Here is a 14,548-nt window from a genome sequence, read left to right as displayed (position 1 = left end):
CGGCGCAGCGCGGCGCAGGGCCCGAGCGCACCCGTCCCACACCGCACCGTCCCCCACCTGTCGCGGCACGACGGGCGTACCCCTGCACCCGTCACCGGGCAACGCACCCACACCACCCCCGAAAGAGGTGTAGCCACCCATGTCGAGAAACGGCCCCACCCGAGGCACCCCGCGTACCGGCTCGTCCGGTCCCGTCCCCCGACCGGACCGAGCCCACCGAGCCCACCGAGCCGGCCGGCTGCCGGTCCGGCTGCTCGCCGGCGCGGTCGCCGGACTGCTCCTCGCCGCCGTCCCCGCCCTCACCCCCGCGAGCGCGGCCCCGGCGGCGAAGCCGGCGCCGGCCCCGGCCGGGTCCGCCCGCGCGGCCCTGCTCGCCGGGCTCTCCGCCACCATGAGCGCCAGCAGCTACAACCAGAACTACGTGGCGAGCAACGCCAACGACGGCAACGCCTCGACCTACTGGGAGAGCGCCAACAACGCGTTCCCGCAGTGGATCCAGGCCGACCTCGGCGCCACCGTCAGCGTGGACCGGGTGGTGCTCAAGCTGCCGCCGTCGTCGGACTGGCAGACCCGTACGCAGACGCTGTCGATCCTCGGCTCCACAAACGGCTCGTCCTTCACCACCCTGAAGGCGTCCGGCGGCTACACGTTCAACCCGAGCACCGGCAACACCGCGACCGTCAGCTTCACCGCGGCCAGCACCCGCTACGTACGGGTCCAGGTCACCGGCAACACCGGCTGGCCGGCCGCCCAGCTCTCCGAGGTCGAGGTGTACGGCGCCAGCGGCAGCACCGACACCCAGGCCCCCAGCGCGCCCGGCAACCTGGCCTACACCCAGCCGGCCAGCGGTCAGATCCGGCTCACCTGGTCGGCGTCCAGCGACAACGTCGGCGTGACCGGGTACGACGTCTACGCCGGTGGCGCGCTGCGCGGGACCGTCAGCGGCTCGACGCTGACGTACACCGACAGCCAGTCGGACAGCGCCACCGTCTCGTACTACGTGCGGGCCAGGGACGCGGCCGGCAACCAGTCGTCGAACAGCAACACCGTGACCCGGACCGGCACCGGCACCCCGCCGACCGGCACCAACCTCGCGGTCGGCAAGCCGATCACCGCCTCCGGGTACGTGCACACGTTCGTGGCCACCAACGCCAACGACAACAACGTGGCCACCTACTGGGAGGGCAACGGCAACCCGAGCACGCTCACCGTGCAGCTCGGCGCGAACGCCAGCCTCAGCCAGGTCGTGCTGAAGCTCAACCCGGACTCCTCCTGGGGTGCGCGTACCCAGAACATCACCGTGCTGGGCCGGGACCAGGGCTCGTCGAGCTTCACCACCCTGGTCGGCGCGGCGAACTACACCTTCAACCCGAGCAGCGGTAACACGGTGACCATCCCGGTCTCCGGCGCCGCGGCCGACGTACGGCTCTCGATCGCCTCGAACACCGGCGCACCGGCCGGGCAGGTGGCCGAGTTCCAGGTCATCGGCACCCCCGCGCCGAACCCGGACCTCACCGTGACCGGCATGTCGGTAAGCCCGACGGCACCCGTGGAGACGAGCACCATCACGCTCTCGGCCACCGTGCGCAACGCCGGCTCGGCGGCTTCCGGGGCCACCAACGTCAACTTCTACCTGGGCTCCACCCGGGTCGGCACCGCGTCGGTCGGCGGCCTGGCGGCCGGCGCCTCGACCACTGTCAGCGCCAGCATCGGCACCCGCGACGCGGGCAGCTACCCGCTCAGCGCGAAGGTCGACGAGGCCAACGCCGTCGTCGAGCAGGACGACACCAACAACAGCTACTCCAACCCGAGCCCGCTCGTGGTGAGCCCGGTCGCCACCAGTGACCTGGTCGCCTCGGCGGTGGCCTGGTCGCCGGGCAACCCGTCGGCAGGCAACACTGTCACCTTCTCCGTGTCGATCCGCAACGCCGGCAGCGTGGCCTCCGCGTCCGGGTCGCACGGCATCACGCTCACCGTGCTCAACGAGTCGGGCACCGTCGTGCGTACCCTGGCCGGCTCGTACTCCGGCGTGATCAACGCCGGGGCCACCGTCGGCCCGGTCAACCTGGGCACCTGGACGGCCGCGAACGGCAAGTACACAGTCCGGGTCGTGCTCGCGGCCGACGGCAACGAACTGCCCGTCAAGCAGGGCAACAACACGAGCGACCGTCCGCTCTTCGTCGGGCGCGGCGCCAACATGCCGTACGACATGTACGAGGCCGAGGACGGCGTGGTCGGCGGCGGCGCGGCAGTCGTGGGCCCGAACCGGACCGTCGGCGACCTGGCCGGCGAGGCGTCCGGCCGACGTGCGGTGACGCTCAACTCGACCGGCAGCTACGTCGAGTTCACCACCCGGGCCAGCACCAACACGCTCGTCACCCGCTTCTCCATCCCCGACGCGTCGGGCGGCGGCGGGATCAACTCGACGCTGAACATCTACGTCAACGGCACGTTCCACAAGGCCATCGACCTGACGTCCCGCTACGCCTGGCTGTACGGCAACGAGACGAGCCCGGGCAACACGCCGAGCGCTGGCGGCCCGCGGCACATCTACGACGAAGCCAACGTCATGCTCAACTCGACGGTGCCGGCCGGCAGCAAGATCCGCCTCCAGAAGGACGCGGCCAACACCACCAACTACGCGATCGACTTCATCAACACCGAGCAGGTCTCGCCGATCGCGAACCCGGACTCGGCCCGCTACGCGACGCCGGCCGGTTTCACTCACCAGGACGTGCAGAACGCCCTGGACCGGGTGCGGATGGACACCACAGGCAACCTGATCGGGGTGTACCTGCCCGCCGGCAACTACTCCACCTCGTCGAAGTTCCAGGTGTACGGCAAGGCGGTAAAGGTGACCGGCGCCGGGCCCTGGTACACCCGGTTCAACGCCCCCTCCGGCCAGGAGAACACCGACATCGGCTTCCGGGCCGAGAACTCGGCGGCCGGATCGTCGTTCGCGAACTTCGCCTACTTCGGCAACTACACCTCGCGCATCGACGGGCCGGGCAAGGTGTTCGACTTCGCCAACGTGTCGAACATCGTGATCGACAACATCTGGGCCGAGCACCAGGTCTGCCTCTACTGGGGCGCCAACACCGACTACATGACGATCAAGAACTCGCGGATCCGCAACCTGTTCGCCGACGGCGTCAACATGACCAACGGCAGCACCAACAACCTGGTCAGCAACAACGACGCCCGGGCCACCGGCGATGACAGCTTCGCGCTGTTCTCGGCGATCGACGCGGGCGGCGCGGACATGCGGGACAACATTTACGAGAACCTGTCCTCGACCCTGACCTGGCGGGCCGCCGGTGTGGCCGTCTACGGCGGCTACGGCAACACGTTCCGCAACATCTACATCGCGGACACGCTCGTCTACTCCGGCATCACCATCAGCTCGCTCGACTTCGGCTACCCGATGAACGGCTTCGGCGCGAGCCCGCCGACCCGTTTCGAGAACATCTCGATCGTGCGGGCCGGTGGGCACTTCTGGGGTGGGCAGACCTTCCCGGCGATCTGGGTCTTCTCCGCCTCGAAGGTGTTCCAGGGCATCCGGGTCAGCGACGTGGACATCGTCGACCCGACCTACAGCGGCATCATGTTCCAGACCAACTACGTCGGTGGGCAGCCGCAGTTCCCGGTCACCGACACGGTCTTCACCAACATTTCGATCAGCGGCGCCCGCAAGAGCGGTGACGCCTACGACGCCAAGTCCGGCTTCGGCATCTGGGTCAACGAGATGCCCGAGTCCGGGCAGGGGCCGGCCGTCGGGTCGGTGACCTTCAACAACCTCCAGTTGAGCAACAACGCGGTGGACATCAGGAACACCACCTCGACCTTCACCATCAACCGCAACTGACCCAGGCCGTACCGGATGCCGCCGGGAGGTTCACCCTCCCGGCGGCATCGCGCCGTGCCGGCCCTCGCCGGCGGCGAACCGGGCCGCCCCGGCAGCCGCGTCGGTGGCCAGCGAATCCATCCCGTACGCCAACTCGGTCACCAGTGCCTCCGCCTCGGGTCGCCCGGCGCCGGCCAGCACGGCCGCCCGGTCGTTGCGCAGGCAGGTCTGCGGATGCCGGGCGATCTCCGCCGCCAGTTCCTCGGCCGCCGCCCGCGCCTGGCCCGGCGGCACCACCCGGTTGACCAACCCCATGGCGTACGCCTCGTCGGCGTGCACCGCCCGCCCGGTGAGGATCAGGTCCAGGGCGCGGCTCTCACCGATCAGCCGGGGCAGCCGGACCGTGCCCCCGTCGACGAGCGGCACTCCCCAGCGTCGGCAGAACACCCCGAGCGTGGCGTCGGACTCGGCGACCCGCAGGTCGCACCAGAGTGCCAGCTCGAGGCCGCCGGCCACCGCGTACCCGGAGATCGCCGCGATCACCGGCTTGCTCAGCGCCATCCGGGTCGGACCCATCGGGCCGTCGCCCTCCGGCTCGACGCGGTTGCCGCTCGGCGTGCCGATCGCCTTGAGGTCGGCACCTGCGCAGAACGTGCCACCGGCTCCCCAGAGCACGGCCACCGCCGCCTCTGGATCGGCGTCGAACGAGCGGAAGGCGTCCGCCAGCGCCCGCGCGGTCGGCCCATCCACGGCGTTGCGCGCGGCCGCCCGGTCGAGCACCACTGTGGCGACCGCACCGACCCGCTCCACCCGCACACCCATCGAACCAGCATGCCCGTCCGACCCCACCCCCACAATCCCCGCCGATCTTGCACTTCCGGTTGCCGGTTCGCGGCTTGTGTCACGGATTCTCGGAGCAGAACGGGCGCGATCGGCGGCGTGGGCGGCGCGGCAGATTTGTCGCCGCCGACCGGTTTGCGACGGCGATCGCCGGGAAGTCGGTACTCGTGCGAGCACTTTTGACGAAAGTCGAGCAGGACTCCCGGCTGGACCGCGCGGGTGACCGGTTGCAGAAGGTGGTCCTCGGCACGCTGCGTCCGCGGCGGCTGCGGGACCTGCTGCACGGGGTGACCCTCGGGCATCCGCTGCATCCGGCGATGGTGCAGGTGCCGGTCGGCGCCTGGATCAGCGCCGCCGTGCTGGACCTGATGCCTGGTCAGCGCCGGCCGGCCACCGTGCTTGTCGGCCTGGGCACCGTCAGCGCGCTGCCGGCGGCGGTCGCCGGCCTGAACGACTGGGCGGCGCTCTCCCGGGACCAGCGCCGGGTCGGCCTGGTGCACGCCGCCGCGAACACCGTCGGCGTCGGCCTCTACGCCGGCTCGCTGGCGGCGCGGCTCTCCGGGCGGCAGGGCGTCGGGCGGGCGCTCGGCTTCCTCGGCCTCTCCGCAGTCAGCCTCGGCGCGTACATCGGTGGACACCTGGCGTACAAGCAGGGCGCCCAGGTCAACCAGAGCGTGTCCGAGCTGCACCGGATGTCCGACGGCTGGCACTCGCTGGCCGACATGGCCACCCTGCCGCAGCGCACACTGATCACCCGGGAGGTCGACGACGACATCTCGGTGATCCTCTACCGCCACGGTGACGAGGTCACCGTGATGCTGGAGCGCTGCCCGCACCAGAGCGGGCCGCTCGGCGAGGGCGAGGTCCAGGAGATCGACGGCCACGCCTGTGTGGTCTGCCCGTGGCACGGCAGCGCGTTCCGACTCAACGGCGGCGAGGTCATGCAGGGGCCGTCCGGCAACGACCAGCAGATCCTGCCCACCCGCATTCAGAACGGCGTCCTCCAGACCCGCCTGCCCTGACACGCTCTGCCGAGCACGACCGGGCGGCGCGGGTGTGCCCGGCCGTCGGTCTGGTGCCGCCCTGATCGCGGTGTCGGTGTTCCGGACAGATCAGCCGCGTCGGTGCCGACCGGTCGACGGCTCGTCCGGCGCGGCATCCCAGCCGGGCCCGCCGGCGGCCAGTCCGCGCTTGTCACCGCCGGTCCAGCCATCCTCGCCGGTCCAGCCCTCGTCGCGGGCCCAGCCTTCGTCGCCGGTCGAGGCCGGCACGCCGCGGAGGTTTGGGCCGCCGGTCGGCGGCGCCGTGCTCGCGGTGGCGGCTGCCGCACGGCTGGCGGCCCACGCGGCGCCGCTGCTCCGACGACCGGTGCGGGCGCTGCCGCTGCTTCGACCCACGCCGCCTCGGGGCGCGCGGGTGGTCGTCGTCAACCGAGGTGCCGCACCGGCGGTGGCCGGGCGGCGGCGCAGCCCGAGAACCGCGCCGATCTGCGCGCCGACGATGCTGGCCACGGCCAGCACGGCGGACACCGCCAGTGGCCGGTTCACCCGGTCGGTGGTTCCGGCACGTGCCGCGCCGACGGTCATCGTGGGTGCCTGACCCGTCGACTCCGTACCGCCGGGGGGTGCCTGCTCGGCCCGTTCCGGGGCGGCCGGCTGCGGTGACGGTCGTGGGGCCGGCGGCTTGGGCGCGGCGGGCCGGCCCACGAGTTTGCCTGTGGCGTGCGGGCGAGCGCCCTGGTCGGTGGCCTCCGCCGGCAGCCGGAGCAGTTGGCCGGGACGAATCCGATCCGGGTCGTCCAGCCGGTTCAGCTTGGCGAGCTGTCGATAGTCGCCGAACTCGTCGAGGTACCGCTCGGCCACCTCGCCGAGGTAGTCGCCCCGCGCCACCCGATACACCGGAGCGGCCTTGTCACCGGCGCTCGGCCCAGGTGGCGCGACCAGTCCGAGCGGGCCGCTGCCGGTCGTCGCGATCGGCCTGCTCCCGGCCACCCCGAGCGGCCCACTTCCGGGCAGTCGGGCGGCGCTTGTCGACGTGCTCGGCTGGGCGTACGCCGGACCGCTGTAGACCGCGGCGGCGCTGGCGGCGGCCGGACTGGCCGCGAGGATCAGCGCGACCGAACCGACAAGCGCGGCGGCGGCCTTCTGCTGGCGGCTCATCCCCGGCAGCTTCGGCGCCGGTCGGCGCAGGGTCTGCGCACCCAACTCGACCACGACGGAGAAGGCGAACGTGGCCCAGCCGAACCAGCCGGCCAGCGCCAGGGCCCGCAGGAAGAGCTGCCCGTCGTCGCGGCTGGTCAGAGCGGTGCCCACCTCGGCGAGGGTGGGCAGATGGTCGGGCAGGGGATTGCCCGCGAAGGCGAGCAGCGCGACCGGCGCGCCAAGCACCAGAGCGCAGAGCACGACGAGCGCGCCGACGCCGGTGAGGACGCGTCCGGTCCGCCGTACGACGGACCGACCCGATGCGGACATGGCGGCCTTCCTTCCTACGGTCCTGCGGTGATGGCCCGCGCGGTCGCCTCGCCGGTGACGGTGACCTGGTCGGCCAAGCCGAACAGCCCGAGCATCGAGCGGCGGTAGGTGATCGTGACGCGTACCTGGACGACGGTCTCCCCGGCGATCTGCGGGAAGGTGACGGTGTGGCCTGTGGTGGCGCCGGCGGCGGTGAGGTAGTCGGCGACGGCGACGCGGGCCTGTGGCTGGTTGATCCGCGTCGGCCCACCCTCGATCGCGGTGGCCCGGTCGATTGCCTGCCCGCCCGCGCGGGCCGCCTCGGCGGCCAGGTTGTCGGCGCGTTGCAGCGTGCGCAGCTGCCCGGCCCCGTCGAAGGAGAGCCCGACGATGGCGAGTACGCCTACCATCGCCACCGCCAGGAAGATGCTGATCCGCCCGTGGTCGCCGGACAGCGGACGGGCGTTCATCCCCGGCTCCGGTAGCGGTCCAGTGGCGAGGTGAACCGCGCCACGATCCGGTTCTCGCTGGGCATTCCGGGCACGGCGGCGAGCCGCAGGTCGCGGAGGGACACCCGACAGGCGATCTCGACGGTGACCGTCGCGTTCTGCCCGACCGCGCTGCGGTAGGCGTTGTCGAAGCTGGTATTCCTGCCGCCAACCGAGCCGGTGAACCGCAGCGTCGGAGCGTCGGTGCAGGCCAGACCCCGCCAGTCCAACTGTTGACGCGCCGCGTCCCGGGCCGCCTTCCGGGCATCGCCCGCCGTCCGGGAGATCGAGGCGGCGCGGGCCGCGTCGTGCGCGGCGGTGTCGAGCGCCTCGGCCGCCACCGCGCTGCGTCCGGCCACCCCGGCCAGCACCATCAGCGCGATGAACGCGGGTGCGAGCACCGCCACCTCGATGGAGACCGAGCCCCGCTCGGCGGCCCGGGTCACGGGGGCGTCACCGGGGTCACCCGCTCCACCGGCCCGTGCGCGGTCTGCCGGATCGCGAAGTCCACACCGGGCACCACCGACAGGGACCGGCCGGTCACCGTGCAGGTCACGTCGACGTCGGTGGTCACGCAGGTCGGGCCCGTCGTCTCCCAGCCCACCAGCCAGCCGCCGGTGGCCTTCAGGAACCGGGTGGCGCTGGCCTTCCCGGAACCGTCGGACGCGTCGTACAGCCGCTGGGCGTTGACCCCGTTCTGCGCGGCGTGCAACGCGGTGGAACGGGCGAGGAAGACGGCCGCAATCTGGATCGAGGCGAAGAGCAGCACCAGGATCAGCGGCATCACCACGGCCAACTCCACCGGGTTGGCACCCCGCTGCGGGTCGACGGCCGCGAGGCGGCGCCGGGCGGCGTTGACCGCCCGGCGCAACCTCGACAGCACGACTCGACACATCCCGGCTACGGGCCGGGCTTCGTGTAGCTCGGGATGCCGTTCATCCAGTTGTTGGCCTTGGTCAGGGCCAGAGCGGTGACGGCCATGGCGACGACGACCAGGCCGGCGATGATCACCGCGGTGGGCACCGGGCTGTCGCCGCGCTCACCGTCCCGGCGCAGGTCGGCCAGGCGCGTCGTCAGCACGACGTGCAGGTAGCTGAGTATGGACATGAGGTACTCCTCCGGGGGACGGGGTCAGACGCGGGAGATGAACGGATAGAGAACGAAGCCGAGCAGCACGAAGACGAGTAGCGCGCCCGGGATGTCGAGCTTGCTGGTTACCCCCTCCGCCCGGGCGAGGTTGTCGGTGCGGATCTGGTCGCGCAGCGAGTCGGCCCGGCTGCGCAGCGTCTCGTGCACCTGCGCGCCCTCGCTGCCGGAGGAGCGCATGATCGCGCCGACGTCGCCAAGCTCCGGGATACCGATCTTGTCGGCGAGGTCACGCAGTTCCTCCCACGGCGCGTGCATCTGCATCTGGGCGATCCGCAGCGACTCCTGAAGCCTGTCGAACACCCAGCCGTCGCAGACCGCGGCGGCCCGCTCCAAGGACTGCACCGGCCCGTGCGCCGCCGAGAGCTGCAACGCCACCAGGTCGAGATAGGTGCAGACCGCCTGGCGGAACTCGTCGCGGGCGGTGGCGGCCTTGGTCAGCACGGCGCGGTGCGCCAGCAGGCCGCCCAGCAGCGCCAGGCCGAGGCTGCCGAGCACCGGCACGACAAGCGGAAACGGGACGCCGAGCAGCCACAGCGCCGCCCCGAGCAGAGTCGGCGTGGCCAACCCGATCAGGGCGGAGAGCAGCACCGACAGCGCGTACTGCTCGGAGGTCTGACCGATCAGGGCGAGCTGCATCTGCGGCGGCCGCAACCAGCGGGACATCCCGGTCAGCCAGTCGAGTCGCCGGGACGCGGGCGTGGCCACCCGGCCGGTGCCCGGCGGCTGATGCAGTCGGCGCAGCGCCGGCCCGAGCGCCGGTGTCGCCGGCACCAGCTCTCGTATCACCAGGAACAGGCCCAACCCGATCGTCGCCCCGCCACAGACCGCGACGGCGAGGTGCCAGTTGAGGATCAGCACGACCGCCTCCTCGGGCCGCGCCGCGCCACGCTGTCCGCGCTCACGCGATCACCTCGCGGGGGTCGGGCGCCGGCAGGAACCGGGCCGGCCGCTGCGGCTGGCTCATCGAGCGCACCCAGGCCAGCAGGCCGATGAAGGCGGCGCCGAGCGCGGCCATCACCACCTGACCCGTCGGTGTGCCGTACGGCTTGATGTATTCGGTGTTGACCAGCCCGTACGCAAGCGTCGCCAGCGTCATGCCGGTCAGGAAGCGGACCGCGAACCGGGGCTGCGTGCGCTTGGCCTCGATCTCCCGGCGGGTCGCCACCTCCGCGGCCGCCGCGCCGGCGATCGAGCCCAGCACGTCGCCCAGCCGTTCGCCCCGGTCGGCGAGGTGCAGGATCAGCGCCGCCACCACCTGGTCGCAGACCGGGTCGCCGATCTCGTCGGCGAACGCCAGCAGCGCGGAACGGGCCAGCCAGCCGGCCTGCAAGCGGGCGGCGAGCAGCCGTACCTCGTCCTCGATGCCGGGTGGCACGCTGCCGATCGTGCTGATGATCGCCTGTTGGAGGCCCTGACCCGTGCCGGAGACGTCCTTGAGTCGGCGGGTCCAATCGCCAACCGCTTCGATCCGGGCGATCGCCCGCTGCTCGGCCTTACCCACCGCGAACAGCCACGGAGCGCCGGGCACCGCCACCGCCACCAGCAGGCCCACCACCGGCAGCCCGGTCAGCAGGAAGGCCAACGCCCCGGCGACCACCGCGGTGAGCAGCAGCATCTGGTAGGCCCGCCGCTCGGCGGGAGTGGCGCCGGAGCCGCGCCAGAGGCGGCTCAGGCCGGGCCCCGCTCCCGGGCCGGACTTGGCAGGGCGGCGGGTGCCCACCAGCGCGACGACCGCCAGCAGCAACCCGGCCACACAGGCGGCCCCGGAGATCACCGCGATCAACTCAAGGCTGTTTCCCATCAGGTCACCGCCGAGCCAGTCGGGTTTGTCGGGGTCGCCGCCAGGCACCCGTGCCGGCCTCGATCCAGCGGGTCAGCAGTCGGACGTCGTACCCCACCCGCAGCAACTGGTCGCGGACCCGTTCGGGCAGGTGCCGGGGGACCGCGCGACCGTCCGGGCCGGGACCGAAGACGGTGGTGGTGGTGATCCGTCCGGCCTCACCGGCCCCGATCACCTCCTCCACGTGCGAGACGAACCGGTGCTTACGGCCGCCGATCGCGCTCTCGTCCTCGACTGTGACGTAGACGATCAGGTCGAGGGCGTTGCCGGCCATCCGGCGGGCCTGGTCGACTGTCATCTCCCGGCCGTGCGCCAGCGCCAGCTCGACGATCCGCTCACCCACCCCGGCCGCCGTACGGGCGTGGATGGTGCACATCGAGCCCCGGCTGGTGGTCATCGCCTGGAGCATCGGCACGATCTCCCGGGACCGCACCTCACCCACGATGATCCGCAGCACGCCCATGCGCAGCGAGAGCGGAATCAGGTCCGCAATCGTCACCTCGCCCGCCGGCCGGCCGTCGAAGCCGCGCTCGCCGTGCCCCTCCCGCGACTCGAAGCTCATCACCGCCCGGTGCCGATCGCGGCGGCGCGCCGGCAACAGTTCCCGGCTCTCCTCCAGCAGCACGTACGGCTCGTCGGGCGGGATCTCGTTCATCAACGCCCGGATGATCGTGGTCTTTCCGGCCCCGGCCAGCCCGGCGACCATGATGTTCAACCCGGCGCGCATCGCCGCACGCAGGAAGTCGCGCAGCAGCGGGTCGATCATCTCGTCCAGGTCGGCCCGGGCACCGGCCACGTCGTCGAGGCTCACGTCCAGGGTGTTGTGCTTGCGGATCACCGCGTACGGACGGTGGCTGACCAGGAACACCGCGGCCAGTCGGCTGCCGTCGGGCAGTTGCAGGTCCAGGGTGGGCTTCACGGTGGACAGGGACCGCTCGGTCGCGCCGGCCCGACGCGCCGCCGCCTGGAGGATCTCCACCAGCTCGGCGTCGCTGTCGGCGATCGGCTCGGCCCAGTCCACCCCGCCGCCGTGCCGGGTGATCCGCACCACGTCGCAGCCGAGAATGTGCACTTCCTCGATGGTGTCGTCGACAAGCAGGGTCTGCAGCCGGCCCAGACCGACCAGCTCGGCTGTCACCTGGTCGAGCAGCAGGCGCTCCTCGCCGGCGGCCATCGGTGTCCCGGCGCGACGGACCGCGTCCGCGTACTCGGCGACCACCGTGACGGCCAGTCGGGCCCGCTCGGTGTCCTCCTCGTCGACTGTGAACTCCCGCCCGCGCTGCCACAGGGTGAGCCGTTCGGTGAGTTCCCGGCGCAGCTCCCGGACCAGCTGGAAATCGATCCGGGGTCGCGGCGCCACCTCCGGCGGAGGCGGGGCCGTGGGCGCCGGCTGCGGTGTCGCCGCCGACTGGTGGTGCCGGCCGTTCGGCGGGGTCAGCGGGGGCGCGGTGGACGTCGCGTTCGGCGGCTGCCGACGCGGGTCGGTGGAGACGGGCTCAAACCGCATCCGGCACCCCCTGCTGCACCGGCCAGGCCAGCCGTGCCCGCCGGCGTTCCAGCAGCGCACCGACCGGTACCTCCAACGCGGCGGCCGCGCGCAGCAGCGGCCGTCCGGACCGGACGGTTCCACCGAGGGCGAGCACCCCTGCGGTACGCGGGTCGTGCGGCAGCCGGGCGATCACCGGCAGTTTCAGCCCTCGACTGATCTCCGCGCGCCCGTGCCCGTCGCCGACCAGCAGCAGCCGCAGGGTGCCCGGCGGCACCCGGTGTTCGGCGAAGTCCCGCTCGATCGTGGTGACCACCGCCCGCGTGCCGGACAGGTCGGGCAGGTGGGCCCGGGTCACCAGCAGCACCACCGAGGCGGCCCGCAGCAGTGGCCACGGTGGGCCTGTGACGTGCAGCCGGCCACAGTCGACGAGCACGTCGTAGCCGGGGCTGCCCCGGTCCAGCGCGTTGAAGTAGTCGGCGAAGCGCTGCCAGAGCGGGGTGACGCTGCCGGCCTGGGCCGGGTCGACCAACCCGGGTAGCAGCAGCCGTTCCCGGCGCGGCGCGTCCAGGTCGACCAGCTGGGACCAGAAGGCGCTCTCCAGGTTGCCGTCGCGCAGCTCCCCGACGGCCAGCTCCCCGATGCCGCGCGGCCCGTCCAGCTGACCGCCCAGGTAGCCGGCGAGGATCGACCCGCCGGCCGGGTCGCACTCCGCGAGGACCAGTCGGCGGTGCCAGGTCAACGCGCAGGCCAGCGCCGAGGTGGTCACACCGGGTGAACCCTTTGCCGACACCAACGCGATGATCGCCATGCTCAGGCCGCCTCGGTCAGTACGACGGCGATCCGCTCCTGGGCGGACAGTGCCACCACGGCGGGTACGTCCCGGACGAGCAGCGCCAGGTACAGCACCCTCTCGTCGTCCGTCGGGCTGACCATGTCGATGACGGTGGCCGTGAACCGGGTGCCCGCACCGGCGGCCCCCCCGGTGGCGTTGTCGTCGGGGGTGCTGACCAGCAGCACCTTGTCTCCGGGGTGCAGCGCACGGGCCGGTACCTGGGCGGTCTTCAGGCCGAGCGCGATCTGCTGCTGACCCGGGCCGAGCAGCGGGTCGTCGGTGACCTGCCCGAGGGTGAGCAGGGTGCCGGGCACCAGCGCGACCGCTGCCCGCTTGCCGACCACCTCGTCCAGCCGACCCGCGGGCACCGGGCGCAACCCCCGGCCCCCGGCGACCTGCACGGTGATCAGATCGGAGGCGCTGACCTCCCGACCCACCTCCACCGGCCGGGCCACCGCGAGGTAGCTGCCGGTGGCGCGGACCGAGGTGACCGCGAACGCGGCCCCCAGCCCACCAAGGGCGATCAGGAGTACGGCGAGACCCAGCAGCCCGGGGCGGACGCGGCGTTGCCGGACCACCTTGGGCGGACTGACCGGCGCGTCCACCGGCCCGGTCGCGTTGCGCGTAGCCAGACTCACCGTTCGATCTCCATTCCCGACTGTGGGGCTCGCAGAACCGGCTCGCTCACCTGGTCACCACCTGGAGTTCCTTGATCACGACCGGCACGGTGCCGCTGGTCCGGGTCTGCGCGATCGGGTCACCCTCGTCGCCGTCGCCGGTCCACCAGCGCACCGTCCAGTACGTGGTGGCGCCCACCCGGTAGGTGCCGGCCTTCGGGTAGCCGCTGTCGTAGCCGCAGTCCGGGGAGGTCCTGCCGGCACGCTTGCCCTTCGCGTCGTACGGGGTGCCGGCCTTGGTGCAGGTGACCGTGTCGCCGTTGCCCATGCTCCAGACGATCCGGTCGACAGTCGCCTCGATGGAGACGGTCAGCCCACGGTCGCTCGCGGAGGCGCGCAGTGGCCCGAAGTAGCTGGCGCTCGGGGTGGCCCACATCCAGACCGGCAGGCCGACCAGGCCGGGGCCGATGTCCTTGCGGGGCGCCACCTTGAGCCGGGCCGGCAGCAGCTTGATCGACGCGAGGGCCCGGCGGGCCAGCTCCTCCGGGTCCGGCGGAGCGCCGAAGCCGGCCGGCGGCCCGTCGAGCAGCACCGTGTTCTGGGCGCCGAGGTCGCCGCCGTTGCAGGTCTGCACGTACCACTGCTGGCCCTCGGCTGCCGGCGGCTGCGGCACGGCGAGCTTGTAGTAGCACCCGTCACCGTTGTTGAACCAGCCCAGCACGTCGTCGTAGCAGGGGATCGTCCGCCCGCCCCACTGGCAGACACCGCCGCCGCCTCCACCGCCGCCGGAGTCGCCACCGCCGTTGTCGCCGCCGCCGCCGGGCGTGCCCGGCTCGTCGTCCCAGACGTTGCAGTCCGGTTGGCCGGGCGGGCATTCGACCCCCGGGTCGGCCCGTCGGGCGGCGGCGGCCGGCAGGGTCGCGCCGACCACCAGCAGCAACGCCAGACCGACTCCGCCGAGCATCCGTCGGGCCACGCCGGTACGGGCTCTCCGCCCCC

The 14,548-nt window shown here is 72.4% G+C and carries 14 protein-coding genes; 2 read left to right on the top strand and 12 right to left on the bottom strand.

Annotated elements, in window-relative coordinates:
• Positions 1–139: 139 nt before the first annotated feature.
• Positions 140–3,865: a discoidin domain-containing protein gene (locus ACGFIE_RS03380; protein ID WP_393290534.1), complete on the top strand. Its 3,726-nt coding sequence runs from the start codon at positions 140–142 to the stop codon at positions 3,863–3,865.
• A gap of 30 nt (positions 3,866–3,895) precedes the next feature.
• Here the strand turns inward: ACGFIE_RS03380 and ACGFIE_RS03375 are convergent, their stop codons facing one another.
• The gene (locus ACGFIE_RS03375) at positions 3,896–4,666 is read right to left on the bottom strand and encodes a crotonase/enoyl-CoA hydratase family protein (protein WP_393290532.1); all 771 of its coding nucleotides are present in this window, start codon (positions 4,664–4,666) and stop codon (positions 3,896–3,898) included.
• 185 nt (positions 4,667–4,851) lie between these two features.
• Here ACGFIE_RS03375 and ACGFIE_RS03370 point away from each other — a divergent pair, with 185 nt between their 5' ends.
• Positions 4,852–5,706: a DUF2231 domain-containing protein gene (locus tag ACGFIE_RS03370; RefSeq protein ID WP_393290530.1), complete on the top strand. Its 855-nt coding sequence runs from the start codon at positions 4,852–4,854 to the stop codon at positions 5,704–5,706.
• 90 nt (positions 5,707–5,796) lie between these two features.
• Here the strand turns inward: ACGFIE_RS03370 and ACGFIE_RS03365 are convergent, their stop codons facing one another.
• Genes ACGFIE_RS03365 through ACGFIE_RS03315 form a run of 11 tightly spaced genes read right to left on the bottom strand, consistent with a single transcriptional unit; the run spans position 5,797 to position 14,513 of the window.
• Complete coding sequence (locus tag ACGFIE_RS03365) at positions 5,797–7,155, bottom strand: LysM peptidoglycan-binding domain-containing protein (protein ID WP_393290527.1); 1,359 nt, start codon at positions 7,153–7,155, stop codon at positions 5,797–5,799.
• 14 nt (positions 7,156–7,169) lie between these two features.
• A complete protein-coding gene (locus tag ACGFIE_RS03360; RefSeq protein WP_363681191.1) occupies positions 7,170–7,604 on the bottom strand; it encodes a pilus assembly protein TadG-related protein in 435 nt (144 codons plus the stop codon).
• A complete protein-coding gene (locus ACGFIE_RS03355; protein WP_393290524.1) occupies positions 7,601–8,068 on the bottom strand; it encodes a TadE/TadG family type IV pilus assembly protein in 468 nt (155 codons plus the stop codon). The genes ACGFIE_RS03360 and ACGFIE_RS03355 overlap by 4 nt, the downstream gene beginning before the upstream one ends.
• The gene (locus ACGFIE_RS03350; RefSeq protein ID WP_393290521.1) at positions 8,065–8,517 is read right to left on the bottom strand and encodes a TadE/TadG family type IV pilus assembly protein; all 453 of its coding nucleotides are present in this window, start codon (positions 8,515–8,517) and stop codon (positions 8,065–8,067) included. The genes ACGFIE_RS03355 and ACGFIE_RS03350 overlap by 4 nt, the downstream gene beginning before the upstream one ends.
• Positions 8,518–8,522: 5 nt before the next feature.
• Positions 8,523–8,729, bottom strand: a complete 207-nt coding sequence (locus ACGFIE_RS03345; protein WP_393290518.1) for a hypothetical protein — start codon at positions 8,727–8,729, stop codon at positions 8,523–8,525.
• Positions 8,730–8,753: 24 nt separating this feature from the next.
• Complete coding sequence (locus ACGFIE_RS03340; RefSeq protein WP_393291270.1) at positions 8,754–9,623, bottom strand: type II secretion system F family protein; 870 nt, start codon at positions 9,621–9,623, stop codon at positions 8,754–8,756.
• A gap of 46 nt (positions 9,624–9,669) precedes the next feature.
• Positions 9,670–10,572, bottom strand: coding sequence for a type II secretion system F family protein (locus ACGFIE_RS03335; protein WP_393290516.1), 903 nt, complete (start codon positions 10,570–10,572; stop codon positions 9,670–9,672).
• 4 nt (positions 10,573–10,576) lie between these two features.
• A complete protein-coding gene (locus ACGFIE_RS03330; protein WP_393290513.1) occupies positions 10,577–12,118 on the bottom strand; it encodes a CpaF family protein in 1,542 nt (513 codons plus the stop codon).
• Entirely contained in the window at positions 12,108–12,908 is an 801-nt protein-coding gene (locus ACGFIE_RS03325) for a ParA family protein (RefSeq protein ID WP_393290512.1), read from the bottom strand. Before ACGFIE_RS03325 ends, ACGFIE_RS03330 begins: the two co-directional genes overlap by 11 nt.
• Positions 12,909–12,910: 2 nt before the next feature.
• Positions 12,911–13,570, bottom strand: a complete 660-nt coding sequence (locus ACGFIE_RS03320) for an SAF domain-containing protein (protein ID WP_393290510.1) — start codon at positions 13,568–13,570, stop codon at positions 12,911–12,913.
• Positions 13,571–13,616: 46 nt separating this feature from the next.
• Positions 13,617–14,513: a hypothetical protein gene (locus ACGFIE_RS03315; RefSeq protein WP_393291268.1), complete on the bottom strand. Its 897-nt coding sequence runs from the start codon at positions 14,511–14,513 to the stop codon at positions 13,617–13,619.
• Between the last annotated feature and the right edge of the window lie 35 nt (positions 14,514–14,548).

Origin of the sequence: Micromonospora sp. NPDC049275 (genome assembly GCF_043197115.1) — a bacterium.
In the GTDB taxonomy this organism is placed as follows: Bacteria; Actinomycetota; Actinomycetes; order Mycobacteriales; family Micromonosporaceae; genus Micromonospora.
This window is presented reverse-complemented; position numbering and strand designations above follow the sequence as displayed.

Bases quoted from the DNA above. Each gene is read 5' to 3' on its own strand.
- ACGFIE_RS03380 (WP_393290534.1), top strand. From the start codon at position 140: ATGTCGAGAAACGGCCCCACCCGAGGCACCCCGCGTACCGGCTCGTCC.
- ACGFIE_RS03375 (WP_393290532.1), bottom strand. From the start codon at position 4,666: ATGGGTGTGCGGGTGGAGCGGGTCGGTGCGGTCGCCACAGTGGTGCTC.
- ACGFIE_RS03365 (WP_393290527.1), bottom strand. From the start codon at position 7,155: ATGTCCGCATCGGGTCGGTCCGTCGTACGGCGGACCGGACGCGTCCTC.
- ACGFIE_RS03360 (WP_363681191.1), bottom strand. From the start codon at position 7,604: ATGAACGCCCGTCCGCTGTCCGGCGACCACGGGCGGATCAGCATCTTC.
- ACGFIE_RS03350 (WP_393290521.1), bottom strand. From the start codon at position 8,517: ATGTGTCGAGTCGTGCTGTCGAGGTTGCGCCGGGCGGTCAACGCCGCC.
- ACGFIE_RS03345 (WP_393290518.1), bottom strand. From the start codon at position 8,729: ATGTCCATACTCAGCTACCTGCACGTCGTGCTGACGACGCGCCTGGCC.
- ACGFIE_RS03335 (WP_393290516.1), bottom strand. From the start codon at position 10,572: ATGGGAAACAGCCTTGAGTTGATCGCGGTGATCTCCGGGGCCGCCTGT.
- ACGFIE_RS03330 (WP_393290513.1), bottom strand. From the start codon at position 12,118: ATGCGGTTTGAGCCCGTCTCCACCGACCCGCGTCGGCAGCCGCCGAAC.
- ACGFIE_RS03325 (WP_393290512.1), bottom strand. From the start codon at position 12,908: ATGGCGATCATCGCGTTGGTGTCGGCAAAGGGTTCACCCGGTGTGACC.
- ACGFIE_RS03315 (WP_393291268.1), bottom strand. From the start codon at position 14,513: ATGCTCGGCGGAGTCGGTCTGGCGTTGCTGCTGGTGGTCGGCGCGACC.